This window comes from Streptomyces pactum, from assembly GCF_016031615.1.
Taxonomy (GTDB): Bacteria; Actinomycetota; Actinomycetes; order Streptomycetales; family Streptomycetaceae; genus Streptomyces; species Streptomyces pactus.
In genome coordinates this window covers 2,200,592-2,225,936 of the sequence record NZ_JACYXC010000001.1, presented here as the reverse complement: position 1 = coordinate 2,225,936, position 25,345 = coordinate 2,200,592, and the positions used below count along the sequence as shown (strand labels likewise).

Below are 25,345 nucleotides of genomic sequence, written 5' to 3'. Positions count from 1 at the left end.
CGGGAACCCCGGGCGGGCCGGGCCCTCAAGGAGTCCGTAGAGCATCGGCGTCCGCATGGCGAGCCATTTATTTCGGCTTTAACCTACGGTGTCGTAACCTACGGAACCGTAAGTACCCGATGGCTCTACGTCCCCAGGAGCTCGCGTGACCCTTGCCCCCGCCCAGTCGCACGGCCGTGCCGTGTGGAGTGACAGCCAGCTTCTGTACGCGCTCGAAGAGGTCGTCGAGACCGAACTCAACCGGCATCTGAAGGTCGCCAAGGAATGGATGCCGCACGAGTACGTGCCATGGAGCGAGGGCCGGGACTTCGACGGGGTGATGGGCGGCGAGGCGTGGTCGCCCGAGCAGTCCAAGGTCACCGAGATCGGGCGGACCGCGCTGGTGGTCAACCTCCTCACCGAGGACAACCTGCCCAGCTACCACCACGAGATCGCCACCCTCTTCGGGCGGGACGGCGCCTGGGGCACCTGGGTGCACCGGTGGACCGCCGAGGAGGGCCGCCACGGCATCGTGATGCGGGACTACCTGCTCACCTCCCGGGCGGTGGACCCGGTGGCGCTGGAACGCTTCCGGATGCAGCACATGTCCGAGGGCTTCGAGTCCGACAACCGGCACAGCATGCTGCACTCGGTGGCGTACGTGGCGTTCCAGGAACTGGCCACCCGGATATCGCACCGGAACACCGGCCACCACTCCGGTGACCCGGTGTGCGACCGGATGCTGGCGCGGATCGCCACCGACGAGAACCTGCACATGGTCTTCTACCGGAACCTGCTGTCGAAGGCCTTCGAACTCGCCCCCGACCAGACCATGAGCGCGGTCCGCGACGTGGTGGTCAACTTCCGGATGCCCGGCCACGGCATCCCCGGCTTCGAGCGGGCCGCCGCCCAGATGGCCATCGGCGGGATCTACAACCTGCGCATCCACCACGACGACGTGCTCCAGCCGGTGCTGCGCTTCCTCAAGGTGCTGGAGATCTCCGGTCTCGGCCCCGAGGGGCTGGAGGCCCAGGACGAACTCGGCCGGTACATGGGCGGGCTGGACGACCAGGCCCGCAAGTTCGACGAGCGCCGCGCGGCCCTGCTGGCCCGCCGCCGCGCCCGGGCCGAACGCGCCTGAGCCGCCCGGGCCCCGGCCTGGGCCAACCGGGCGCCGGCCCGCGTCGGCCGGGCCCGGACCGCGATCGAGCGGTTCGGGCCCGGGCCGATCGGGTTCGGGCCCGTACGACGGTTCGGACTGAACCGTCCGGAGCCGGGGTTGGGGCCGGGACCGCGACCGTGACGTGGGGGTGCCCGGTACCGTGACGGTCCCGGGCACCCCCACGTCGGCGTCCGGTACCCCGCACCGCACGCGGCGCGGGGCACCGGAGAGAGGTCAGGCGGAGGTGCCGCCCGCCGCGGCGTCCGCGGCCCGCGCCCGCAGGGCCCGCTCCACACCGGACCGCGACTCCGAGACCAGCCGGCGCAGCGCCGCGTTCGGCTCCGCCGAGGACAGCCAGGCGTCGGTGGCCTCCAGCGTCTCCGGGGCGACCTGGAGCGACGGGTAGAGACCCACCGCGATCTGCTGGGCCATCTCGTGGCTGCGGGAGTCCCAGACGTCCTTGACCACCGCGAAGAACTTCTCCGCGTACGGGGCCAGCAGCTCCCGCTGGTCGGTCTGGACGAAGCCGCCGATCACGGCCTCCTGCACCGCGTTCGGCAGCTTGTCGGACTCCACCACCGACGCCCAGGCCGCCGCCTTGGCCTCGGCGGTCGGCCGTGCGGCGCGGGCGGTGGCCGCGTGCCGCTCGCCGGCCGCCGTACGGTCCCGCTCGTACTCCGCCGCGATCTCCTCCTCACCGGCGCGGCCGGTCGCCGCCAGCCGCTCCAGGAACGCCCAGCGCAGCTCGGTGTCCACCGCCAGGCCCTCGATCGACTCCGAGCCGTCCAGCAGCGCGGCGAGCAGGTCCAGCTGCTCGTCGGTGCGGGCGGTCGCGGCGAACGCCCGGGCCCAGGCCAGCTGGTGGTCGCTGCCCGGGGTGGCCGCCCGCAGCTGCTCCAGCGCCGCCTCGGTCCACCGGGCCAGTCCGGCGTCCCGCCACTCGGGGGCCGCGTACAGGTCGAGCGCCAGCTTCACCTGGCGGTGCAGCGACTGCACCACGCCGATGTCCGACTCGTGGGTGATGCCGGAGAGCACCAGCTCCAGGTAGTCGCGGGTGGCCAGCTCGCCGTCCCGGGTCATGTCCCAGGCGGACGCCCAGCACAGCGCGCGCGGCAGCGACTCGGTGAAGGTCGCCAGGTGACGCTGGACCGTCCACAGCGACTGCTCGTCCAGCCGCACCTTGGCGTAGCTCAGGTCGTCGTCGTTGAGCAGCACCACCGCCGGGCGCTTGGCGCCCACCAGCTCCGGGACCTCGGTCAGCTCGCCGTCGACGTCCAGCTCGATCCGCCGGGTGCGGACCAGGGCGCCCTCCTGGTGGTCGTAGAGCCCGATCGCGATGCGGTGCGGACGCAGCACCGGCTCACCCTTGGCGCCGGCCGGCAACGCCGGGGCCTCCTGGCGCACCGCGAAGGCGGTGATCACACCGGAGGAGTCGGTGACGATCTCCGGCCGGAGCACGTTGATGCCCGCCGTCTCCAGCCACTTGGCCGACCAGGTCTTCAGGTCCCGGCCGCTGGTCTCCTCCAGCGCGCCCAGCAGGTCCGACAGCCGGGTGTTGCCGAAGGCGTGGCGCTTGAAGTACGTCTGCACCCCGCGGAAGAACTCGTCCTGGCCCACGTACGCCACCAGCTGCTTGAGCACGCTGGCACCCTTGGCGTAGGTGATGCCGTCGAAGTTGACCAGCACGTCGTCCAGGTCGCGGATGTCCGCCATGATCGGGTGGGTGGACGGCAGCTGGTCCTGCCGGTACGCCCAGGTCTTCATGGAGTTGGCGAAGGTGGTCCACGAGTGCGGCCAGCGGCTGCCCGGGGCGTCGGCCTGGCAGGCGATGGAGGTGTAGGTGGCGAACGACTCGTTGAGCCACAGGTCGTTCCACCACTCCATGGTGACCAGGTCGCCGAACCACATGTGGGCCAGCTCGTGCAGGATGGTCTCGGCCCGCACCTCGTAGGCCGCGTCCGTCACCTTGGAGCGGAACACGTACTGGTCGCGGATGGTGACCGCGCCCGCGTTCTCCATCGCGCCGGCGTTGAACTCCGGCACGAAGAGCTGGTCGTACTTGGCGAACGGGTACGGGTGGTCGAACTTCTCCTCGAACCACTCGAAGCCCTGCCGCGTCACCTCGAAGATCGCGTCCGCGTCCAGGAACTCGGCGAGCGACGGACGGCAGTAGATGCCCAGCGGCACCGAGCGCCCGGCCTTCTCGTAGCTGCTGTGCACCGCGTGGTACGGGCCGGCGATGAGCGCGGTGATGTAGGTGGAGATGCGCGGCGTCGGCTCGAAGTGCCACACCCCGGACTCGGGCTCGGGCGTCGGCGAGTTGGAGATCACCTGCCAGCCCTCGGGCGCCCGCACGGTGAACCGGAAGGTGGCCTTCAGGTCCGGCTGCTCGAAGGAGGCGAACACCCGCCGGGCGTCCGGCACCTCGAACTGGGTGTACAGGTACACCTGGTCGTCCACCGGGTCGACGAAGCGGTGCAGCCCCTCACCGGTGTTGGTGTACGCGCAGTCGGCCACCACCCGCAGCTCGTTGCGGCCCGCCACCAGCCCCGGCAGCGCGATCCGCGAGTCGGCGAAGACCGTGGCCGGGTCCAGCGACGCTCCGTTGAGCACCACCTCGTGCACGGCCGGCGCGACCAGGTCGATGAAGGTCTCCGCCCCGGCCTCGGCGCTGTCGAAGCGCACGGTGGTCACCGAGCGGAAGGTCCCTCCCTCGGGCGCGCCGCTCAGATCCAGGTCGATCTCGTACGCGTCCACGGTGAGCAGCCGCGCCCGCCGCTGCGCCTCTTCGCGGGTCAGATTCGTGCCAGGCACCTGGGCATCTCCTCGGTATGTGACGTTTTTGGCCATCCTTCCACGGCCGGGTCAATCCTGGCGGGCCCGTATCGCACAGCTCCAGACCCCGTCGGCGTCCACCTTGATCAGCCCGGGCCCGGAGACCGGGGCGAACAGATCCACCCGCCCGATCTCGTTGATCAGCATGTCCCCGTAGTCGTCGGCGGGATCGGTGAGGTGGTGGACGGTGACGTTGCTCTCGCCGTGGTGGGCGAAGGAGAGCAGCGCCGGCGGTCCGCCGTACCACAGCACGTCCGAGCCGCGGCCCTGCGCGGTGGTCACCAGCAGGGGGGTCTCGCCGATCGGGCGCACGGTGAGCACCCACGGGGTGTCGGCCTCCACCCGCAGGGCCAGCGGTCTGCCCTCCGGCGCCACCCCGACGGCGCGGGCCCGCACATGGTCCTCGTACCGGTCGAGCAGGGAGTCCTCGCTGCGCCCGTAGGCGTCGCAGGAGCGGACCGACACCGAGACGCTGTCATGGCACTCGATCTCCACCAGCACCCAGCCCGGTGGCACCCGGCCGTCGCAGGTGACCGTCCGGTTGCCGTGGCCCCGCTGCACGAAGGGGCTGAACGGGGCGCCGGGGCCGGCCGGGGACGCGCCGGCGCCCAGCCGGGCGGGAGCGCCGCGGCGCCGTGGACCGTGGCGCCGGGCACACCTCAAGCGGCGGGGCGGCGGGCGCGGTGCCCAGGAACCCGGCGGCGGCCGGGGCCGCAGTGACGGCTCCGCCGGGCGGCACCGCCGGCGGCACGGCGTACGGCAGGCCCGGTGAGGGCGCCCGGCGGCACCACGGGCGGTGCCCGTACGGCGTCCCGTACCTGGGGGCGCCGGCGCGCCGTACGGGAGGCGGGCGGGGGCTGCCAGGCGGGCCTGGCGGGCGCCCCCGGCGGCCCGGGGTGCGGGAGCGGCCGGGGCGGCGGGCGCCGCGAACGCCGGCGGCGGGGGCCGGGGGCCCAGGGTCCGGCGACGGGCGTCCGGGGCGGGGGCGGCCGGCGGCCCGGGGACGGCCCGGGTGCGGCAGGGGCGGGGCGGCACCGGCACGGTGGGCGGCGCGGGCGGCGGGGCCGCCGCTGCGCGCGGCGGCTCGTCGGCGACCTCGATCCCGAAGTCGGTGGCGAGGCCGGCCAGCCCGCTGGCGTACCCCTGTCCCACCGCGCGGAACTTCCACCGGCCCGCGCGCCGGTAGAACTCGCCGAAGACGAACGCGGTCTCGGTGGTGGCGTCCCCGATCAGGAAGTGCACCACATGGCGGCCATCGGCGGTGTCGATCCGGACGGCGAGCCCCGGTATCCCGCCGAAGACGCCCCCGTCACAGGAGGCGGCCACCACCACCCGGTGGGTGCCCGGGTCCACCAGGGCCAGGTCCACCGAGAGCCAGTCGGCCCGCTGCGCGGCTCCGGCCGGGGACTTCCCCAGGTGGCGGACGGCGCCGCCGGGGTGCGCCGGCTGGTTGTAGAAGACGAGGTCCGCGTCGCCGCGCACCCTGCCGCCCGCGTCCAGCAGCAGCGCGGACACGTCGATGTCCGGGCCCCCGGCCGTCGCGGTCCAGGTGACGGCGACGGTCAGGGGCTCGGCGGGGACGGGCAGGTTTCCGCCCTTGGCGATCCGGGTCATGGTCGAACTGTGCCACGAACCCCCGGACCCGGCCGAGGGTTGTCCACAGGCCGCCCCCGCCGGTATGACGATCGGACCGGTCAGCTCAGTTCGGCGGCGACCAGCTCGGCGATCTGCACCGCGTTGAGCGCCGCGCCCTTGCGGAGGTTGTCCCCGGACAGGAAGAGCGCCAGGCCGTTGTCCACGGTCTCGTCCACCCGGATGCGGCCCACGTAGCTCACGTCCTTGCCGGCGGCCTGGAGCGGGGTGGGGATCTCCGACAGCTCCACCCCCGGCGCGTCCTTGAGCAGCTCCTGCGCGCGGGCCACGCCGATCGGCCGCTCGAACCGTGCGTTGACCTGGAGGGAGTGGCCGGAGAAGACCGGGACCCGGACGCAGGTGCCGGAGACCTTCAGCTCCGGGATCTCCAGGATCTTGCGGGACTCGTGGCGCAGCTTCTGCTCCTCGTCGGTCTCGAAGCTGCCGTCGTCCACCAGGTTGCCGGCGAGCGGCAGGACGTTGTAGGCGATGGGCCGGCGGTAGACGTCCGGCTCGGGGAACTCGACCGCCTCGCCGTCGAAGGTCAGCCGGTCCGCGGTGTCGGTGACCTTGCGCGCCTGGTTGTGCAGCTCGGCGACGCCGGCCAGGCCGGAGCCGGAGACCGCCTGGTAGGTGGTGGCCACGAGGGCGGTCAGCCCGGCCTCCAGGTGGAGCGGCTTGAGCACCGGCATGGCGGCCATGGTGGTGCAGTTGGGGTTGGCGATGATCCCCTTGGGGCGGTTCTTCAGCGCGTGCGGGTTGACCTCGGAGACCACCAGCGGCACCTCGGGGTCGCGCCGCCACGCGGAGGAGTTGTCGATCACCACGGCGCCCTGGGAGGCGACCTTCTCGGCGAGCGCCCGGGAGGTGGCGCCGCCCGCGGAGAACAGCACGATGTCCAGACCGGTGTAGTCGGCGGTGGCGGCGTCCTCGACGGTCACCTCGCCGTCCCGCCACGGGATCGTGCGCCCCGCCGACCGGGCGGAGGCGAACAGCCGGAGCTCGCTCACCGGGAAGTCCCGCTCGGCCAGTATCGTCCGCATGACGTTGCCGACCTGACCGGTGGCTCCGACGATTCCGATCCTCACCAGGTGCTCCTTCTTCCGTCCGACAGGTGTATCCATCATGCGTGGCCGCCCGCCGGTCTTGTCCAATCCGTTCCATCCTGCGACCGGGATCACCCCTGGTGAGCACGGAGCGGACCGGCACCGCGACGCGGCGTGAGCCGACCGGGCGCCGGCGCCCGGCCCCTCCGGCCGCCCGGCGGCCCGGCAGCGGGCGCGGGAGGCGGCGAGAGCCCGGGAGCGGGGACGGTCAGGCCCGGCTCCGGCACCGGTTGCGGCACCGGTTGCGGCACCGGGCGGGTCGGCCTCGGGCACGCGAGCCGGCGGGCCGGCCCGGGCGCGCGGACGGACGCCGGCCCGGTTCCGGCCACGGGTACGGCAACGGGGCGGGCCCCCGGGAAGGGACCCGCCCCGTTCGTTCACGACCGCGGCCGGCCGGCGCAAGGCCTCACCGGGCCGTGCGCCGCCGCCTCGCCGCGGCGGGCGTCCGGTGCGTCAGGACGCGACCTTCTCGATCTGCACGCGGCCCACGCCGGTGACCGTGCCCGCACCGTTGACCAGCTGTACCTGGCCGAAGAAGGACCGGCCCTCCGGGCCCGCGGCGGCCACCTCGACCTTGGCGCCGACCGGCGCGGTCGCGCCGTTGGCCAGGGTCACGCTCTGGGTGCTGTCCGCGGAGATCCGGCCGAACGACGGCGCGTAGTACACGTCGAGGTGGTCGTACTCGGTGGAGCCCGCCGGGACGGAGTAGCCCGCCACCTCGATGGTGTACGTGCCGGCCTTCGGCTTGGCCAGGCTCACCGACTCCTCGGAGTCACCGTCGGCGGAGGAGCCGACCACGGTGCCGTTGAGCTTGACGCTCAGGTCCAGGTCGGCCTTGGCGTCGGACACCTTGCCGATGGACACGTCGAGCCGGGACACGCCCTCGCCCACGGTGACGGTGGTGGTCCGGGTCTCACCGTTCTTGATCACCGGGCGCTCGGACCGGGCCGAGCCCAGCTCGCCGCCGGTCAGCTTGCCGCCCTCGATCCGGGCGAAGCCGTTGGTGACCTTCCACTCGACCGGCACCGGGGTGCCGGCCTTGGCCTCCGGCACCGTCTGGACCTGCGGGTCGAAGGTGGCGCCGAGCGCGGTCGCGGTGAGCGTGTACGGGTTGTCGAGCAGCGGCGAGGTCCGGCGCGACTCGACCTCGAACTCCCAGACGCCCGGCAGCGGGTCGCGGTAGGAGCGCAGGTCCGGGCGGCAGGTGTTGGCCGGGTTCGGGTAGTTCGGGTAGCAGTTGATCGTGGAGGTCGGGTCCACCGGCACGCCGTAGGGGTTGATCGCGATCCACCGGGTCTGGCTGTCGCCGGACAGGCCCTTGAGGGAGACCTCCAGCGACGTGGCGCCGGCCGGAACCTTCACGAAGTACGAGGTGCTGTCGTTGCGCTGCACCGTGCCGGACTGCCCGTGGGCGAAGTGCGGCTTGGTCAGCTCCTTGGCGACGACCACGGTGGCGAGGATCTTCTTGTCGACGCCCACCGTCTTCGGGTCGTTGACGTCGATGACCGCGGTGTGGATGCCGGCGGCGCGGGTCTTCGCGGTGACCTTGACGGTGACCGGGGTGTCCAGCGGCAGCGACACCGAGGAGCGGGACAGCGTGAAGGTGCCGTCGTTGTTCCGCAGCGACAGGTCGTGGCGGAGGGCGCCCTCCGGACCGGTGGTGCGGGTGATGGTGACGTCGTACGTCCGCGACTCGTTGGTCTTCAGACCGCCCTCGCGGTCGTAGAGGCCGGTCCCGGTGTGCGGCGTGCGCAGCTGGCCGGAGAGCGCGGTGCGCACCGGCGCCTGAACGGTGTACTCGTGCCCGGTGGCACCCTTGCGGATCGCCTTCCAGGCGCCGACGACGTCGATCAGGCCGGCACCCTCCTCGTACGCCTGCGCGCCCTTGATGTGCTTGGCGGTGCTGGTCAGCGCGGTGCGCAGATCGGCCGGGGTGAGGTCGATCCGCTTCTGCTTCGCGGCGGACAGCAGCAGCGCGGAGGCGCCGGCGGCCTGCGGGGACGCCATCGAGGTGCCCTGCAGCATGCCGTAACCGGGCGGCAGCTGGTAGCCGGCCTCGGCCACCGGGCTGCCGGGCAGCCAGGTCTGGGTGGTGTTGATCGAGGCGCCCGGGGCGGAGAGCACCGGGGTGAAGCCGCCGTCCTCGCGCGGACCGCGGGAGGAGAAGGGCATCATCGCGTACGGGGTGGTGACCTCGGAGCCGTAGTTCGCCGCCCAGGTCTCCCGGGAGACGGTGGCGCCGACGCTGATCACCTTGTCCGCCAGCGACGGGTCGCCGATGGTGTTGGCGCCGGGGCCGCTGTTGCCCGCGGAGATCACCAGCTGCACGCCGTAGGTGTCGATGAGGCGGGTGTACAGCTCGGCGCGGGCGTTGTTGCCGTCGTTGAGCGCCGGCAGGCCGCCGATCGACATGTTGACGATGTCGACGTGGCGGTTGACCACCAGATCGATCATGCCTTCGGTGAGCGCGACGTTGGTGCAGCTGCCGGTCCAGGTGCAGGCCCGCGAGGAGACCAGCTTGGCGCCCGGCGCGGCACCGTTCATCTCGCCGCCGAACAGGCCGTTCGCCGCGGTGATGCCGGCCACGTGGGTGCCGTGCTCGGACTCGATGACGCCGATGTTGACGAAGTCGGCCTTCTTGCCGACCCAGCTGCCGCCGTAGGGGTCCATCGCGACGTCCTTGCGGACCTCGATGACGAACGGGATGCGCTCGGCCACCGGGGTCGCGGGGTCGTCGGTGCCGAAGTAGCCCACCTGGAACCCGTCCCGGTAGGGCTTCATCGCCTCGTCGTCGGTGAAGTCGCCGTCGTTGTCCAGGTCCACCCGGGCGGTGCCCTTGGCGGGGTCGTACAGCACGGCCCAGGAGTCGGTGGTGTCACCGTCCCGGTTGAGGTCGCCCTGCATGTCGCCGCCGGTGGTCACGCTCTCCTTGAAGAGGCTGACCTGGTACGACCCGGCCGGGGCGGAGTAGGTGCGGCCGTTGAAGCCGAAGCTGGGGCCGGACGCGGCGGTGACCATCGGCAGCCAGGTGCCGTCCCGGTCCGTGATCGGGTCGGTGGCCGTGACCCAGTCCACGATCTTGCGCTCGCCGGTGGTGGTCTTCTGCAGCGCCGGGTGCCCGAGGTCCACGCCCGAGTCGAGGATGCCGATCGTCACCCCGCGGCCGTCCGCCTTGGGGTTGTCCTCGACGAAGTCGACGGCGCCGGTCTCGAAGGCGGGCTGGTACGGGTTCTTCGCCGGGGTGTTCCGGTCCGGGGCCGGGTAGGAACCCGCCGAGGGGCCGGTCTTCGCGCCCTTGGCGCGGTCCGCGGCCGGGGTCGGGTCCGGCAGCCGGATCTCCTGGCGCAGGTCGATGCCGTGGACCGAGGAGAGCTTCTCCGCCGTGGCGATCGCGGCGTCGGCCTTGCCGGTCGGCACGGTGGCCCGGACGTAGCCGAGCTTGTCGTAGGTGCGGCCGACCGCCGCGCCCTTGACCGCGTCCAGCTCCTCGGCGACCTGCTCGGTCTTCCCGGGGGCGGTGGCGATCATCATGGTGATGTTCTTGTCGCCGTCGGCCTTGGCCTCGGCGAGCAGTGCGGCGTCGGTGGCGCCGAGCTTGTCGGACGCGCTCTTCACCGGCTCGGTGGGCGCGGCCGTCCCGGGGGTGTCACCGGGCGACGAGGCGAAAACGGGGGCGGGGCCCGCGGCCACCAGGGCGGCCACCAGGCCCGCGCCTATGGCTATGCGGGCCGCACGTCTCGCGCCACGTGCGGATCTCTCTTCAGGTGATGAGGACATGGGCATCCTTGTTCGAAATACGGTGCCGTCGGTCCGTTCACCTTTGTGGAACTGACTGATGTTTGGGGAGAGTTGCCCGAGCCTGATTGTGCGGTTGGCGCATTCCCGCCATACGTCATCGGGGACAAAGCGCTGCCAAAGCCGCTAATTCCCGCTCGGAGCGAGGTGCCCCAGGCGGTTCTGACCGGTCCTGATCACGTGCCGTCCGGTTTCGGATGTCCGCCGTCGCCGGCTGTTCGCAGGCTGGGGCGAACCTTTTCGGTCGGATGACGGGCATGGCGAGGGGCGGCGCGGCGTGGACGGCCGGCCGCCGGCGCCCGGACCCCTCAGGGGCGGTCCTCCCGGGTCCGGGCGTAGTGCCGGGACGCCTTGGCCCGATTACCGCACCCCGCCATGGAGCACCAGCGTCGGGTGCCGTTCCGGGAGGTGTCGAAGAAGTGAAGGATGCACTTGGGGTGCTCGCAGGCGCGGATGCGGTCCGGCGCGGTGCGCAGCAGCCGCAGGTAGTCGTGGGCGGCGGTCCAGGCCGGACCCCACGCCGGGTCGTCGAACTCCACGGCCTCGCCGGGGCCGTCACCGGTCAGCAGCGGGCGGACGCGGCCGTGCCGCAGCACCGCGTTCACCCGGCGGACCGCGTCCTCGGTGCCGGGTGCGCGGACCGCGGCCCCGATCGCCTCCCGGGCTTCGAGCAGCGCCTCCAGGACCGCGCCGCCGGACGGCGCCGCCGCGCCGTGGGGGGCGGAGTCGCCGGGGGTGCCGCCGGTGACCAGGTGCTCCAGTCCGTTGTCGGCCAGCCAGACGTGCAGCCCCTCCACCGAGGTCAGCAGGTCCTGGCGGACGCCCTGGGCGATCCACTCGGTGTTGAGGAGGTCCAGGGAGACCGGCTCGCCGAGCAGCGGACGGGGGCCGGCTGGTGGCATCTGGGGACCCTTCGGTGCGTTCCGGGCTGACCTCTGCATCGTACGAGGCGCCTTGACGGCGATCTTGTCTAACCCCTAAGTTTCATTTAACAGGTTAGTCCGGGAGCGGCCCGGGCAGCCGTTCACCGGAGGGGGACAGCCATGTCCACGGCTTCACTGCGCACCGGGCACGTCGGCATCAACGTCACCGACGTCGAGCGCTCGACGGCCTTCTACCGCCGGGTCCTCGGACTCGACGTGGTGACCGAAGGCACCGAGGAGGGGCGCCGGTTCGTCTTCCTGGGCCGGGACGGGGCCCTGGTGCTGACCCTGTGGCAGCAGGCCGGGCACGCCTTCGAGGCGGACCGGGCGGGCCTGCACCACCTCTCCTTCGAGGTCGGCTCGGCCGAGGAGGTACGCGCCGCCGAGGCGGTGCTGCGCGAGCTGGGCGCGCGTTTCGCCTACGACGGGGTCGTGCCGCACGGCGAGGGGACCGCGTCCGGCGGGATCTACTTCACCGACCCCGACGGCACCCGGCTGGAGATCTACGCGCCCACCGGCGCGGAGGGTGTCGCGGCGCCGGTCGCGGGGGCTCCCACCTGCGGCTTCTTCTAAACCGCCGAGTGGCGGACCGGGCTGCCCGCCCTCACCCGGTCCGCTGCCGGGCGGCGGGAGGCCGGGCGGCTCCCCCCGCCCGGTCTCCCACCGTCCGGTCGTGCCGGCTCGCCCGCGACCCCGGTCCCGTCCGGTGGCGGACACGGCGGGCCGGCCGGGTCCGCCACCGGGCGCGGCTCGCCGGCCGGTGCTGCCGGGACACGGAACCGTCCCACCCGGACCTGCCGCGGCGCCCGTGCGGCCGAGGGCCGCGCGGTGGAGGGAGGTCCGGGGCCGTGCCGTGACCGGCCCCGTCGGCCGGGTGCGGCTCGCCGGCCGGGTGCGGGCTGCCCTGCCGGGCCCCGGGGCCTGCCGTGCCGGGCCTCGCGAGGGTGGGCCCGGTGCCGGCCGCCGGACCGCCGTCCCCGCATGCGCCCCCGGGCCGCCGCCCCGCATCCCGCATCCGCCCCCGGCCGCCGTCCCCGCACCCCGCCGCCGTGCCGCCGTCCCCGCATCCCGTCGTCGTACCCCGCCGCCGTCCGCCCGGCGGCCGGCCGTATCCACCCAGGAGGGACACCATGACCAGCAGCTTGCCGACCTCGCCCACCCCGGCCGGCCCGTACCACTCCGGGGAGCGCGCCGTGCAGCTCCGGGCCGGGCTGCTCGCCCAGGCCGACCACTCCGGCCGGGCGATCGGCAGCGGCATCCGGGACGTGGCCGCGGCGTTCCTGCGTCTCCAGCCGATGCTGGTGGCCGGGGCCGCCGATCCGGCCGGACGCCTGTGGTGCTCGCTCCTCACCGGCGAGCCGGGGTTCGTCACCGCCACCGGACCGCGGTCCATCGCCGTCGCCGGCCGGCTGCCCGGGTCCGACCCGCTGGCCGAGACGCTGGAGGAGGCGGGTACCAGCGTGGGCACCATCGCCCTGGACCCGCGCACCCGCCGCCGGATGCGGCTCAACGGCACGGCCCGGCCCACCACCGACGGCCTGGCGATCGACGCCGACCAGGTGTTCGCCAACTGCCCCAAGTACCTCCAGAAGCGGCAGCTGGAGGAGACCGCGGCGGACCGGACGCCCGGCCCCGTACGACGGTCCGCCGCGCTGAGCGACGCACAGGCCGCCTTCGTCCGCGCCGCCGACACCTTCTTCATCGCCACCGCCGCACCGGCCCCGGAACCGTCCGCCCCCGGCCGGTCCGCCGGCGGCCCGGCCGACGCCAGCCACCGGGGCGGTATGCCCGGCTTCGTCACCGTCACCGGCCCCACCCGGCTGAGCTGGGCCGACTACCCCGGCAACGCGATGTTCCTGACCCTGGGCAACCTGGCCGCCGACCCGCGCGCCGGCCTGCTGTTCACCGACTGGACCACCGGTGACACCCTCCAGCTCACCGGCACCGCGCACACCGAGTTCGGCGACACCGGCCGGACCGTCCACTTCGACCTGTCCGAGGCGGTGTGGACCCCGGCGGCGAGCCCGCTGCGCTGGTCCGCCCCCGAGTACTCCCCCGCCAACCCGCGGCCGGCCGGCTGACCGCGGGCCCTTCCCCCGGCGGGTGAACCCGCGGTGAGGCGGCGGCGACCGTCCGCCGTGCGTCCGGTGGCGGTCCGTGCCGCGGGTGATCCCTGTGCGCATCCCGGCAACGGGCGTTGCGACCGCGTTCACGCCACCGTCAGACCCGCTGCCGAGCATCCCCGGTGGGCGGTCCGCCGCCCGGCCGCACACCGCGCTCGCACCCGGGGAGATGGCGCATGTCCCGCAGGTCCCGCATACGGTCCACCGCCGCATCCGTCGATCGCCGTACGCTGCTCGCCGCCGCCGGAACCGCCGGCGCCGCCGCCGGGCTGGGGTTCGCCCTGGGCCCGTCGCGCGGTTCGGCGGACGCCGCCGGGGCGGCGTCCGCCTCCGCCGGCCCCGGTCCGCGCACCGCGGCCGGTGCCGCCCCGGGAGCCCCCTCCACCGCCGGGACCACGCTGCGCTCCACCGCCGCGCCGCGCGGCGGCCCGGGCTACCGGCGGCTCGGCGAGGGCCCCGGCTGGCCGCGCGTGGTCCGTACCGATCTCGCCCGGGCCGGAGGCGGGCGGGAGAGGCGGCGCACCACCCTCACCTCCTTCGTGCACCTCACCGACCTGCACATCACCGACGTCCAGCACCCGGTGCGGTACGAATTCCTGCGCTCCGGCCAGGTGTCCGCCTGGCGCCCCCACGAGGCGCTCTCGGCGGTCGGCGCGGTGGCGCTGGTGGAGCGGATCAACGGGCTGCGCGGCGGCCCGGTCACCGGCGCCCCGCTGGACTTCGCGATGACCACCGGCGACAACACCGACAACAACGCCCGTAACGAGCTGGAGTGGTACCTCACCGCGATGAGCGGCGGCCGGTTCACCCCCGACTCCGGCGACCCGCACCACTACGAGGGCGTGCAGAACAGCGGACTGGCGCACTTCTGGCACCCGGAGAGCCCGCTGCGGGACATCGACAAGCGCGACGCCGGCTTCCCGCGCATCGACGGCTTCCTCCGGGCGGCGCTGCGCACCGTGCACAGCCCCGGACTCCGGCTGCCCTGGTACTCCACGGTCGGCAACCACGACGGACTCTCCGGCGGCGTCTACGCGTTCGAGCGCGGCTACCTCACCGAACTGGCCACCGGCCGCCGGAAGCTGGAGATCATTCCGGCGTCCGAGGCGGAACGGATCTACCGGGACGAGCGGCGCGGCGACGACCCGCGCGGCACCGTGATGAAGGAACTGCTGCGCGCGCACGCCCGTGACATGCGCACCGTCACCCCCGACGAGCGGCGCGCCCCCTTCACGCTCCACGAGTACCTCCGCGCGCACCTCGACCCCCGGTTCACCGGCGCCGGACCGGCCGGACACGGCTACACCCGGGACAACCTCGAAGCGGGCACCCTGTACTACGCGTTCCGCATCTCCGACGGGGTCGTCGGCATCAGCCTGGACTCCACCGACCCCGGCGGGCACTACACCGGTTCGGTCGGCACCGGTCAGCTCCGCTGGCTGGAGCGGACCCTGGCGGCGCACCGGGACGACCACGTGATCGTCTTCAGCCACCACTACAGCCGCAGCATGAAGAACCTCCACCGCGACCCGGCCCGCCCCGACGAGGCCCGGCACACCGGCGCCGAGCTGGGGGACCTCTTCCGGCGCCATCCGCAGGTGCTCGCCTGGATCAACGGCCACAGCCACCGCAACGAGATCACCCCGCGCGGCACCTTCTGGGAGATCACCACCGCCTCGCACATCGACTTCCCGCAGCTGGCGCGGATCGTCGAGATCACCGACAACCACGACGGGACGCTGTCGCTCTTCACCACGCTGGTGGAGTCCGCCGCCCCGTACCGCACCGACCCGGCCGACCTGTCCCAGACCGGACTCGCCGCGCTCTACCGCGAACTCGCGTACAACGCGCCCGGCGCGCGCGGCACGCTCGCGGGCCGGCCCGGGGACCGCAACACCGAACTGCTGCTGCGCAAGCGGTGACCGGCACCGGTGACCCGGCACCGCCACAGCCCCGCGGGTCACGGGCCACGCGCCGCCGACCGGGGAGCCGGGCCGGGGAGTCCGGCCGGGGACCCGGCCGGCCGCAGCCGTGGGTGCGCTCGCGGTTCGGGGCGCGGCGGGGCCGGTCCGGGTGCGCTCGCGGCGGGGCCGGGCCTGGTCCCGGAGCGGCGGGGCGGGGCGGCCAGGTCAGGGAGCGGCGGGCCGGGCCCCGCGGGTGCGGTCGTGGTGGCGCCGGGGGCCGGGACCGCGGCCCCCGCGCCGCTCAGCGGGGCAGCACCTCGACCCGGGCGCCCGGCGGCGGGTCACCGGGCGCGGCGTCGATGAGCAGGTCGGCCGCCGCCATCAGCGCGGTACGGATCACCGCGGCCTGGTCCGCCGGGGACCGCCGCAGCCGCTCGGGGCCGACCCGCACCACGGTGATCCCGTGCCGCTCCAGCCGGTCGCGGCCGCCCGGCGGATCGTCCGGCGGGGAGGGGAGGCCGGCGGACCGGACGGCGGGCCGGGTGTCCAGCTCCACGGCCACCGCCTGCTCCGGCCAGTAGGCGTCCACCCGGCCCAGCAGCGGGCCGCCGGGCAGCCGCAGGGTGACGTTCCACAGCGGCTCGGGCAGCCGGTGGCCGCGTACCACCGCGTACAGCCGCCCCTCGGCGAGCGCCCGCCCCTCGTCCAGGACCGCCGCGGCGGCGTCCGCCACGTACGGCCGGGACAGCAGCCGGCAGCGGTCCAGTTCACGGACGATCTCGGCCGCCTCGCAGTGCCCGCCGCGCACCGCCTCCAGCAGCAGCCGCCGCACCGGTGCCGCCCCGGGCAGGTCGCCGACCACGTCGGCCAGGGCCCGGGGCACCGGGGCGGTGGGCACCCCGGAGACCTCCTGCGGCCGGGGCAGGCAGCGGCCCCGCACCACCCGGACGAAGCCGGTCGAGCGCAGCCGCCGGGTCAGGTCCACCAGGACGTCCACCCGGTTCGTCGGCGGCAGCGGGGGAGTGACGGGGAAGCGGTGCAGGGCGAGCGCGGCGCTGCCGGTGATCATCGCCGTACCGGGGCCGCCGGGCGTCCCGCCCGGGTCGGCCGCGGGGGTCCGCGCCGGGCCCCGGACCCGGGTGTAGAGCAGCGCGGCGTGCAGACGCTCCTCGTCGCTGGCCGGACCCGGGTGGAGCAGCACCACCCCCGGCAGCAGCAGTTGCCAGGGGCCACCGGGGCGGCACCGCGCGGCCGCGGTCGAGGGGGTGACACCGTGCGCCCGGAGCTGGCCGAGCGTCAGCAGCCGGTGCCCGGCGCCGGAGACGTGGCGGGCACCGGACAGATGGCGTACCGGGTGCGGCCGGGGCGGAGTGGCGGGGCCCTCCCCGCCGAGGGGAGCGGAAGCATGGGTCATGTTGCCGCACTTCCCCGGTCCGCCACGATCACCCACCGCTGTGACACACCTGTCGACAGATCGGGACAACTCTGCCCTTACGGGCAGATTTTCGAGGCTCGAACGGAGTCCTGTCCGTCGTGCCGGATGGGGCCGCCGGGTCACCGGGACCGGTGGCCCCACCGGTGGAGGTGCTCCGGCCCGGCGCTACCACCGGCACCCGGCCCCGGCGGAGCGGGCGCGCACCCGTGGTCCCGACCTCCCGGCGGAGCAGCGGGCGCGCACACCCGGCTCCCGACACCGGTGCACGCGGCCCCGGTTGCCCGTGGCGCCCGGCCCGTAGCCGCCCCCGGGCCCGGAGCATCCGGCATCCCGGGCCCGCGGCGCCCGGCCCCGGCGCTTCCGCACCCGGCTGCCGGGATCCGGGCCGGAGGAGCCACGGCCCCGGAGGTCCCGGGCGTGCTGACCGCTGCCCGGGACCCCGGACGGCGGCCGGGACGCCCGGGGCGGGGTCAGGACGCGGCGCGGGCGTCGCACTCCTGGGCGCGCAGCGCGCGCGCCAGGTCGTCCCGGGCCTCGCTCACCAGCCGGCGCAGCGCGGGTGCCGCGTCCGGGTGCCCGGCGAGCCAGGCGTCGGTGGCGGCCAGGGTCCCCGGGTCGTCCTGCAGTGCCGGGAACAGGCCGCGCACCACCGACATGGCGATCTCGATCGACCGGCTGCGCCACACCTCCTCGATCACCGCGAAGTACCGCTCCGCGTAGGGCGCCAGCAGCTCCCGCTGGCCCTCCTGGGCGAACCCGGAGATGGTGGCCTCCACCAGCGCGTTGGAGAGCGCGTCGGACTCCACCACCGCGGCCCACGCCGCCGCCTTGACCTCGGCCGACGGCCGGGCGGCCAGGCAGCGCGTGCGGTGGCGCTCGCCGGAGGCGGTGTCGTCCCGGGCCAGCTCCGCCGCGATCACCGACTCGTCCGCCGCGCCGCGGGCGGCCAGCGGCTCCAGGAAGGCCCAGCGCAGCTCCTGGTCCACGTCGAGGCCGTCGATCCGGGCGGTGCCCTCCAGCAGGCCGCTCAGCAGCCGCAGTTCGGCGTCGCCGGTGGCGGTCTGGGCGAAGAAGCGGGCCCAGGCCAGCTGGTGTCCGCTGCCCGGCGCGGCCTGCCGCAGCTCGCGCAGGGCACCGGCCCCGAGGTCGGCACGGCCCTGCTCGCGCCACTCCGGCGCGGCGTAGTGGACCAGCGCCGTCCGGGCCCAGGTCTGCACCATCTGGAGCACCCCGATGTCGGTCTCCGAACCGGCGAAGCGCAGCACCAGGCCGAGGAAGTCGCGGGCCGGCATCAGCCCGTCCCGGGTGAGGTTCCACAGCGCCGACCAGCACAGCGCGCGGGCGAGCGGGTCGGTGAGGTCGCCCAGGTGCGCGCGGAGGGTGGCGAGCGAGTCGGTGTCGAAGCGGACCTTGCAGTAGGTCAGGTCGTCGTCGTTGACCAGGATCAGGTCCGGCCGCTCGGCGCCGGCCAGCTCGGTGACCACGGTGCGCGCCCCGGTGACGTCCACCTCGGCGCGGGCGTGGCGGACCAGCGCGCCGTCGGCCTCCTGCCGCCGGTAGAGGCCGACCGCCACCCGGTGCGGGCGCGGCGGCGCGTCGGTGGCCGCGGCGGACTCCGGGCGCGCCGGCTGGTGCGGCTGCACGGCGTCCTCCCGGACGATCGCCAGCTCGGTCACCCGGCCGGAGGCGTCGTAGGTCACCTGCGGGGTGAGCACGTCCACGCCGGCGGTCTGCAGCCAGGCCCGGGACCAGGCGGTCATGTCCCGGCCGGAGGTCTCGGCGAGCACCGACAGCAGGTGCTCCAGCCGGGTGTTGCCGTAGGCGTGGGCCTTGAAGTAGCGGCGGGCGCCCTCCAGGAAGGCGTCCCGGCCCACGTAGGCCACCAGCTGCTTGAGGACGCTGGCGCCCTTGGCGTAGGTGATGCCGTCGAAGTTGAGCTTGGCGTCCTCCAGGTCCCGGATGTCGGCGGTCACCGGGTGGGTGGAGGGCAGCTGGTCGGCGCGGTAGGCCCAGGACTTGCGGTTGTTGGCGAAGGTGATCCAGCCGCCGGTGAAGCGGGTCGCCTCCACCTGCGAGAAGCTGCCCATGAAGTCGGCGAAGGACTCCTTGAGCCACAGGTCGTCCCACCACTCCATGGTGACCAGGTCGCCGAACCACATGTGCGCCATCTCGTGGAGGATGACGTTGGCCCGCCGCTCGTACGCCGCCTGGGTCACCTTGCCGCGGAAGACGAACTCCTCGCGGAAGGTCACGCACCCCGGGTTCTCCATCGCGCCGAGGTTGTACTCCGGCACGAACGCCTGGTCGTACTTGCCGAACGGGTACGGGTAGTCGAAGTGGTCGTGGAAGAAGTCCAGACCCTGCTTGGTGACGGTGAAGATGTCGTCGGCGTCGAAGTGCTTGGCCAGCGAGGCCCGGCACAGCGCGCCCAGCGGGATGTCCAGCACCCGGCCGTCGTCGAAGGTGCGGCGGTAGTGGTCCCGCTCCATGTGGTACGGGCCGGCGACCACCGCGGTGATGTACGTCGAGATGGGCCGGGTCGGCGCGAACCGCCAGGTGGCGGCGGAGTCCCCGGCCGGCTCCGGCTCGCCCTGGCTCTCGCCGTTGCTGAGCACCGTCCACCCGGCGGGGGCGGTCACCGTGAAGGTGAAGGGGGCCTTGAGGTCCGGCTGCTCGAAGTTGGCGAACACCCGGCGGGCGTCGGCCGGCTCGTACTGGGTGTAGAGGTAGACCTGACCGTCCTCCGGGTCCACGAACCGGTGCAGCCCCTCGCCGCTCCGGCTGTAGGCGCACTCCGCGTCCACCACCAGCACGTTCTCCGCGGCCAGCTGGTCCAGCGCGATCCGGGTGCCGTCGAAGACCGCCGCCGGGTCCAGCTCGCGTCCGTTGAGCACCACCGAGGCGACCCGCGGGGCGAGCAGGTCGGCGAAGGTCGCCGCACCCGGCTCGGCGGCGCGGAACCGGATCGTCGTCGTGGAGCGGAAGGTCCGTCCGCCGCCGGCCTCCGCCGGGGCCACCGCGGACCGCAGGTCGAGCACGACGTCGTAGGAGTCCACGGTCAGCAGCCGGGCCCGCTCACGGGCCTCGTCACGGGACAGATTCTCACCGGGCACGACGTGACTCCCTCATCATCGTCTCGAATGTCGGACTTCGGAATCATGTCACGCGGGTTCCTCGCCGGGCATCGGGGAATGCCCCCACCCGACCCTCGCGTTACCCCGAGGAAGACCGGATACATATCCGGTACGCCCGTAGGGATATCCATCTGTTCGTCCGGATATCGAAACTCCGCGAAGGAGCCATCGTGACCGACACCGCCATCGACGCCACCGCCAGCACCACGGCCGATTTCTGGTTCGACCCGCTCTGTCCGTGGGCCTGGATGACGTCGCGCTGGATGCTGGAGGTGGAGAAGGTCCGCCCGGTCCAGGTGCGCTGGCACGTGATGAGCCTGGCCGTGCTCAACGAGGACAAGCTCGACCAGGTCCCGGAGGAGTACCGGGAGATGCTGAAGACCACCGCCTGGCACCCGGTGCGGGTCTGCATCGCCGCCGCCCGCAAGCACGGCCAGGAGGTGCTCGGCCCCCTCTACACCGCGCTGGGCACCCGCTTCCACAACCAGGGCCTGGGGCACGGCCGCGAGACCATCGTCGCCGCGCTGGAGGAGGTCGGCCTGCCCGCCGAGCTGGCCGACGCCGCGGACAGCGACGCCTTCGACGCCGAGCTGCGCGCCTCCCACCAGGAGGGCATCGGTCTGGTCGGCCAGGAGGTGGGCACCCCGGTCATCGCGGTGCCCGGCCCCGACGGCGAGCGGATAGCGTTCTTCGGCCCGGTGGTCACCCCGGCGCCCAAGGGCGAGGAGGCCGCGAAGCTGTGGGACGGCACCCTGCTGGTCGCCTCCATCCCCGGTTTCTACGAGATCAAGCGCACCCGGACCACCGGCCCGATCTTCGACTGACGACCGCCCGTCCCCGGACCGGGCTTCGACCGGGTCCGCCCGTCCCGGGGCGGGTCCCCGATCGGGCCCGCCCGTCCCCGGGCCCGCCGGCTCCGGCCGGAGCCCGGGGTGGCAACGGGAGCGGCCCCGCGCACGTCCGATGCGCGGGGCCGCTCCTTTCCTCCGCCTGCTCGGTGACGGTGAGAAGACGATCACGAGCAGGACGACCGGGGGGCCGTCAGGGGGCCAGCAGCAGACCGGTGGCGCGCTCCTTGGCGGCGGCGTAACGGCGCGCCACGTCCTGCCAGTTGACGACCCGCCACATCGCCTCGACGAAGTCGACCTTCTGGTTCCGGTACTGCAGGTAGAAGGCGTGCTCCCAGGCGTCGAAGACCAGGATCGGCACCGAGCCCTGGCCCACGTTGCCCTGGTGGTCGTAGACCTGCTCCACGATCAGGCGGCCGCTCACCGGCTCGTACGCCAGCACGCCCCAGCCCGAACCCTGGGTGGTGGCGGCGGCCTTGGACAGCTGCGCCCGGAACTTCGCGAACGACCCGAAGCTCTCCGCGATGGCGTCGGCCAGCTCGCCCACCCCGTCCTTCTCCAGCGGCTCGCCGCCGCCGTCACCGGACATGTTGGTCCAGTAGATGCTGTGCAGGATGTGGCCGGACAGATGGAAGGCCAGGTTCTTCTCCAGCCCGTTGATTGCCCCCCACGCGTCCTTGTCCCGCGCCTCCGCGAGCTGCTCCAGGGTGTCGTTGGCGCCCTTGACGTAGGCGGCGTGGTGCTTGTCGTGGTGCAGCTCGATGATCTCGGGGCTGATGACCGGCGCCAGCGCCGCGTAGTCGTACGGGAGTTCAGGAAGTGTGTAGACGGCCATGCCGAGCCTCCGCGTCCTTATTGCAATCGACTTGCAACTGCACCGTACCAGCAGGAGCCCGCCCGCGCGGGAACGGGCGGGAACACGGCGGAACCGCGGGAGCTGCGGGAAGGGACGGAACTGCGGGAACGGGGGAGCGCCGTGAGCGCCGGGCACACCGGGAACACCGGGAACGGGAAGGAGGCCGGGAACGGAGAAGGCGGGGCGGGCCCGGGTCCTCGGGGACCTCGGGGCCCGCCCCGCCTTCCGGTCGGGTGCGCGGCTGGTGCGGCTCAGGCGTTCCGGCGCTCCAGCGACCGCTGCCGGAGGTACCCGACCACCGACAGCACCACGGCCAGGCCCACGGTGAAGAACAGCTGGGTGCGGTTGTCGTCGTCCCGCAGCATCAGCAGCAGCACGCCGATCGTCCCGGCCAGGGCGGCCCAGGTGAGGTAGGGGAAGAGCCACATCTTCACGACCAGGCGCTCGGGCGCCTCCCGCTGGAGCTTGCGGCGCATCCGCAGCTGCGCCACCGCGATGAAGCCCCAGACCACCAGCACCGCGGCGCCCACCATGTTGAGCAGCCACTTGAAGATGGTGTCCGGCCACCAGTAGCTGAGCAGCACCGCGAAGAAGCCGAAGGCGGAGGAGGCGAGCACGGTCAGCCGGGGCACGCCGCCACTGACCTTGCCCAGGAAGCGCGGGCCCTCGCCGCGGGCGACCAGGGAGTAGGACATCCGGGAGGCGCCGTAGATGTTGGCGTTCATCGCGGAGAGCAGGGCCACCAGCACGATCACGTTCATGATCTCGCCGGCCGCCGGGATGTCGATGTGGTTGAGCACCGCGACGTACGGGCCGTCGCCGGCCACCGACGGGTGGTCCCACGGGATCAGCGTCACCACGACCAGCATCGAGCCGACGTAGAACAGGGCGATGCGCCACATCGCGGTGCGCACGGCCTTGGCGACACCCTGGACCGGCTGCTCGGACTCGGCCGCGGCGATGGTCACGGTCTCCAGACCGCCGTACGCGAACACCGAGGCGAGCAGACCCACCACGAGCCCGTCCACCCCGTTGGGCATGAACCCGCCGTCCCCGGTGAGGTTGTCGGCGCCCGGGGCGTCGGTGCCCGGCAGCACGCCCAGGATGGCCAGCACACCGAGCACCAGGAAGAGGCCGATCGCGGCGATCTTCAGCGCGGCGAACCAGAACTCGAACTCACCGAAGTTGCCCACCGCGGCGAGGTTGGTGCCGCAGAAGACGATCATGAACAGGAGGACCCACATCCATGATTCGGTCTCCGGCATCCAGCCGACCATGATGTCCGCCGCGGCGATCGCCTCGGCCGCGATGCCCACGCAGAGCAGCACCCAGAACATCCAGCCCGCGGTGAAGCCCGCCCAGGGGCCGATGGCCCGTTCGGCGTGGACCGAGAAGGAGCCGGAGGCGGGGTTGGCCGCGGACATCTCGCCCAGCATGCGCATGACCAGCATGACGAGCAGACCGGAGGCGGCGTAGGCCAGCACGATGGACGGTCCGGCCGCGGCGATACCCGCGCCGGAGCCCACGAAGAGGCCCGCGCCGATCACCCCGCCCAGGGCGATCATCGACAGGTGACGCTGCTTGAGGCCGTGGGACAGAGGCGTGCCGGAATCGGTGGAGGCCGACGATGGCTGGGCTGTCTCGCGCTCCCGCGCGGACGACGCTGTGGTCCGGTTCATGAAGTGGTGTGTCCATAACGTGAGAGCCGAGCGTTGTTGAGCGCCCAGTGTGGGGGCCGTGTCCGCTCAGGACAACAGTTGTGTCAGCGCTGTCTGAATATCGGACATCATCATGACGCTGCGTACCCGACCGATCGTCAGGTCGGCTCGATCACGGATCAGCGGGCGCGGTCGCGCAGCGCGCGGAGCGCCGCGACGAGCAGCACCACACCGGCGGCGCCGGTGGACCACAGCACCTGCGGCCGGGTGCCGTCGTCGTCGATCATCAGCACCAGAACGGCGCCGATCCCCGCCAGGGAAGCCCAGGTCAGCCAGGGGAAACCCCACATCGCCAGGGCCGGCCGGCCGCCCGCGGCCCGCTCCACCCGGCGGCGCAGCCGCAGTTGGGAGAGGGCGATCAGCGCCCAGACGAAGAGCAGTACCGCACCCACCGAGTTGAGCAGATACGAGAAGATCGTTTCCGGCCAGCGCAGATTGAGCAGCACGGAGACGAAACCGAACGCGACGGACGCCAGGACGGCGCGGCGCGGCACCCCGCCGCGGGAGACCGTGAGCAGTCCGCGCGGCGCCTCTCCCCGTTCGGCGAGGGAGAACACCATCCGGGAGGCGCCGTAGAGGTTGGCGTTGAGCGCCGACAGCAGCGCCACGAAGACCACGATCTCCATCACCTGCCCGGCCCGGGGCACGCCGATGTGACCGAGCACCGCCACGTACGGGCTCGTGCCCGGCTCCATCGACGTCCAGGGCAGCACGGTGACGATCACCAGCATCGAGCCGATGTAGAAGAGCAGGATGCGCCACACCGCGCTGCGCACCGCCCGCCCCACCGCGCGGGCCGGATCGTCCGACTCGGCCGCCGCGATGGTGAGCACCTCAAGACCGCCGAAGGCGAAGACCACCGCGAGCACGCCGGAGACCACCCCGCTCCAGCCGGTGGGCAGGAACCCGCCGTGGCCGGTGAGGTTGGTCAGGCCCACCGGTTCGCCGGAGTAGGTGGAGGAGGCCGGGAGCAGGCCGAGGACCGCCAGCAGTCCGAGCCCGAGGAAGAGCACGATCGCGGTCACCTTGAGCGCGGCGAACCAGAACTCGAACTCCCCGAAGTTCTTCACCGCCGCCAGGTTGGCCCCGGTGAAGACCACCATGAAGACCAGCACCCAGGCCCACTGCGGCAGCGCCCCCAGCCAGCCGTGCGCGATCGCGGCGGCGGCGGTCGCCTCCACCGCCAGCACCACCACCAGCATGAACCAGTACAGCCAGCCGACGGTGAACCCGGCCCAGCGGCCCAGCGCCCGCTCGGCGTGGACGGAGAAGGCGCCCGAGGCGGGCATCGCCGCGGACATCTCACCCAGCATCCGCATCACCAGCATCGCCAGGGCGCCGGCGAGCAGGTAGGAGATGACGATCCCGGGGCCGGCCACCGCGATCCCCGCCCCGGAACCGACGAACAGTCCCGCGCCGATCACCCCGCCCAGGCCGAGCATCGTCAGGTGACGCTGCTTGAGCCCGGGAGCGAGCGGTTCGGGGGAGCGGGAGGAGAGCTGCTCGGCGGGCGGGGGGTGGTGCATGTGCTCGTTCACTCTCTGGCAGCGCCCGGCCTGAGCGCATTGGGGGGTCCCCACAGTCTCCCCCTGCCGTCCGGTTCGGTGCAAAACAGGCCGCCGACTCGCCCGCAGTAACGTGAGGAACGTCACTGACCTGCCAGAACGGGCGGACGATGGGACCGGATGGCGGTCACCCGGAGGAGGAAGGCGCCAAGCCGGGGGTACCGGTCTTTGTGGGCTGTCCACGGTGATCAGGTGGGGCGCACCGGGTTAACGTCGCCGGGGCGCGCGGTACCGGCGGGAATCACTCCGGCGGTGGCCCTGGTTGCCGGGGCGGGATCGTCCCGTGCGGCCGGCACCGTGCGGCCGGTCCGCAGTCCACCTCTCACCTCG

The 25,345-nt window shown here is 73.4% G+C and carries 15 protein-coding genes; 5 read left to right on the top strand and 10 right to left on the bottom strand.

The genetic code is table 11. The features are described 5' to 3' along the window. The first annotated feature begins 145 nt into the window (after window positions 1-145). Window positions 146-1,120, top strand: coding sequence for an acyl-ACP desaturase (locus IHE55_RS08725; protein WP_197988503.1), 975 nt, complete (start codon window positions 146-148; stop codon window positions 1,118-1,120). Between the two features lie 255 nt (window positions 1,121-1,375). Here IHE55_RS08725 and pepN (IHE55_RS08720) read toward each other — a convergent pair whose 3' ends face one another. The 5 genes from pepN (IHE55_RS08720) to IHE55_RS08700 form a co-directional block, all read right to left on the bottom strand. Next, on the bottom strand, window positions 1,376-3,955 hold the full coding sequence (pepN, locus tag IHE55_RS08720) for an aminopeptidase N (RefSeq protein ID WP_197988502.1): 2,580 nt from the start codon (window positions 3,953-3,955) through the stop codon (window positions 1,376-1,378). Between the two features lie 51 nt (window positions 3,956-4,006). Then, entirely contained in the window at window positions 4,007-5,590 is a 1,584-nt protein-coding gene (locus IHE55_RS30950) for a TerD family protein (protein WP_232265494.1), read from the bottom strand. Window positions 5,591-5,670: 80 nt separating this feature from the next. Further along, complete coding sequence (locus IHE55_RS08710) at window positions 5,671-6,696, bottom strand: aspartate-semialdehyde dehydrogenase (protein ID WP_197988501.1); 1,026 nt, start codon at window positions 6,694-6,696, stop codon at window positions 5,671-5,673. A 471-nt stretch (window positions 6,697-7,167) separates the two neighbouring features. Beyond that, entirely contained in the window at window positions 7,168-10,491 is a 3,324-nt protein-coding gene (locus IHE55_RS08705) for a S8 family serine peptidase (protein ID WP_197988500.1), read from the bottom strand. Window positions 10,492-10,817: 326 nt separating this feature from the next. Continuing rightward, window positions 10,818-11,411 carry a CGNR zinc finger domain-containing protein gene (locus IHE55_RS08700; RefSeq protein WP_197988499.1) on the bottom strand — a complete coding sequence of 198 codons (594 nt, stop codon included), beginning with the start codon at window positions 11,409-11,411 and terminating at the stop codon, window positions 10,818-10,820. Window positions 11,412-11,552: 141 nt separating this feature from the next. On the opposite strand from IHE55_RS08700, the gene IHE55_RS08695 reads away from it, so the two are divergent. From IHE55_RS08695 to IHE55_RS08685, 3 genes are all read left to right on the top strand, one after another. After that, a complete protein-coding gene (locus IHE55_RS08695; protein WP_197988498.1) occupies window positions 11,553-12,005 on the top strand; it encodes a VOC family protein in 453 nt (150 codons plus the stop codon). 557 nt (window positions 12,006-12,562) lie between these two features. Then, the gene (locus tag IHE55_RS08690; RefSeq protein ID WP_197988497.1) at window positions 12,563-13,513 is read left to right on the top strand and encodes a pyridoxamine 5'-phosphate oxidase family protein; all 951 of its coding nucleotides are present in this window, start codon (window positions 12,563-12,565) and stop codon (window positions 13,511-13,513) included. A gap of 218 nt (window positions 13,514-13,731) precedes the next feature. Continuing rightward, a complete protein-coding gene (locus tag IHE55_RS08685) occupies window positions 13,732-15,477 on the top strand; it encodes a TIGR03767 family metallophosphoesterase (protein ID WP_197988496.1) in 1,746 nt (581 codons plus the stop codon). 283 nt (window positions 15,478-15,760) lie between these two features. On the opposite strand, the gene IHE55_RS08680 is transcribed toward IHE55_RS08685, so the two are convergent. Together IHE55_RS08680 and pepN (IHE55_RS08675) are read right to left on the bottom strand one after the other, a co-directional pair. After that, window positions 15,761-16,873 (bottom strand): putative endonuclease domain-containing protein, encoded by a 1,113-nt coding sequence (locus IHE55_RS08680; RefSeq protein WP_232265493.1) that lies wholly within the window; start codon window positions 16,871-16,873, stop codon window positions 15,761-15,763. Between the two features lie 491 nt (window positions 16,874-17,364). Continuing rightward, a complete protein-coding gene (pepN, locus tag IHE55_RS08675; protein WP_197988495.1) occupies window positions 17,365-20,007 on the bottom strand; it encodes an aminopeptidase N in 2,643 nt (880 codons plus the stop codon). Window positions 20,008-20,213: 206 nt separating this feature from the next. Here pepN (IHE55_RS08675) and IHE55_RS08670 point away from each other — a divergent pair, with 206 nt between their 5' ends. After that, entirely contained in the window at window positions 20,214-20,852 is a 639-nt protein-coding gene (locus tag IHE55_RS08670; RefSeq protein WP_197991874.1) for a DsbA family protein, read from the top strand. A gap of 217 nt (window positions 20,853-21,069) precedes the next feature. Here IHE55_RS08670 and IHE55_RS08665 read toward each other — a convergent pair whose 3' ends face one another. The 3 genes from IHE55_RS08665 to IHE55_RS08655 all read right to left on the bottom strand — a co-directional run bounded on the left by IHE55_RS08665 (window position 21,070) and on the right by IHE55_RS08655 (window position 24,976). Next, window positions 21,070-21,711: a superoxide dismutase gene (locus IHE55_RS08665; protein WP_197988494.1), complete on the bottom strand. Its 642-nt coding sequence runs from the start codon at window positions 21,709-21,711 to the stop codon at window positions 21,070-21,072. Window positions 21,712-21,983: 272 nt separating this feature from the next. Next, window positions 21,984-23,411, bottom strand: coding sequence for an amino acid permease (locus IHE55_RS08660; protein ID WP_197988493.1), 1,428 nt, complete (start codon window positions 23,409-23,411; stop codon window positions 21,984-21,986). Window positions 23,412-23,569: 158 nt separating this feature from the next. Then, entirely contained in the window at window positions 23,570-24,976 is a 1,407-nt protein-coding gene (locus IHE55_RS08655; RefSeq protein WP_197988492.1) for an amino acid permease, read from the bottom strand. Window positions 24,977-25,345 lie beyond the last annotated feature (369 nt).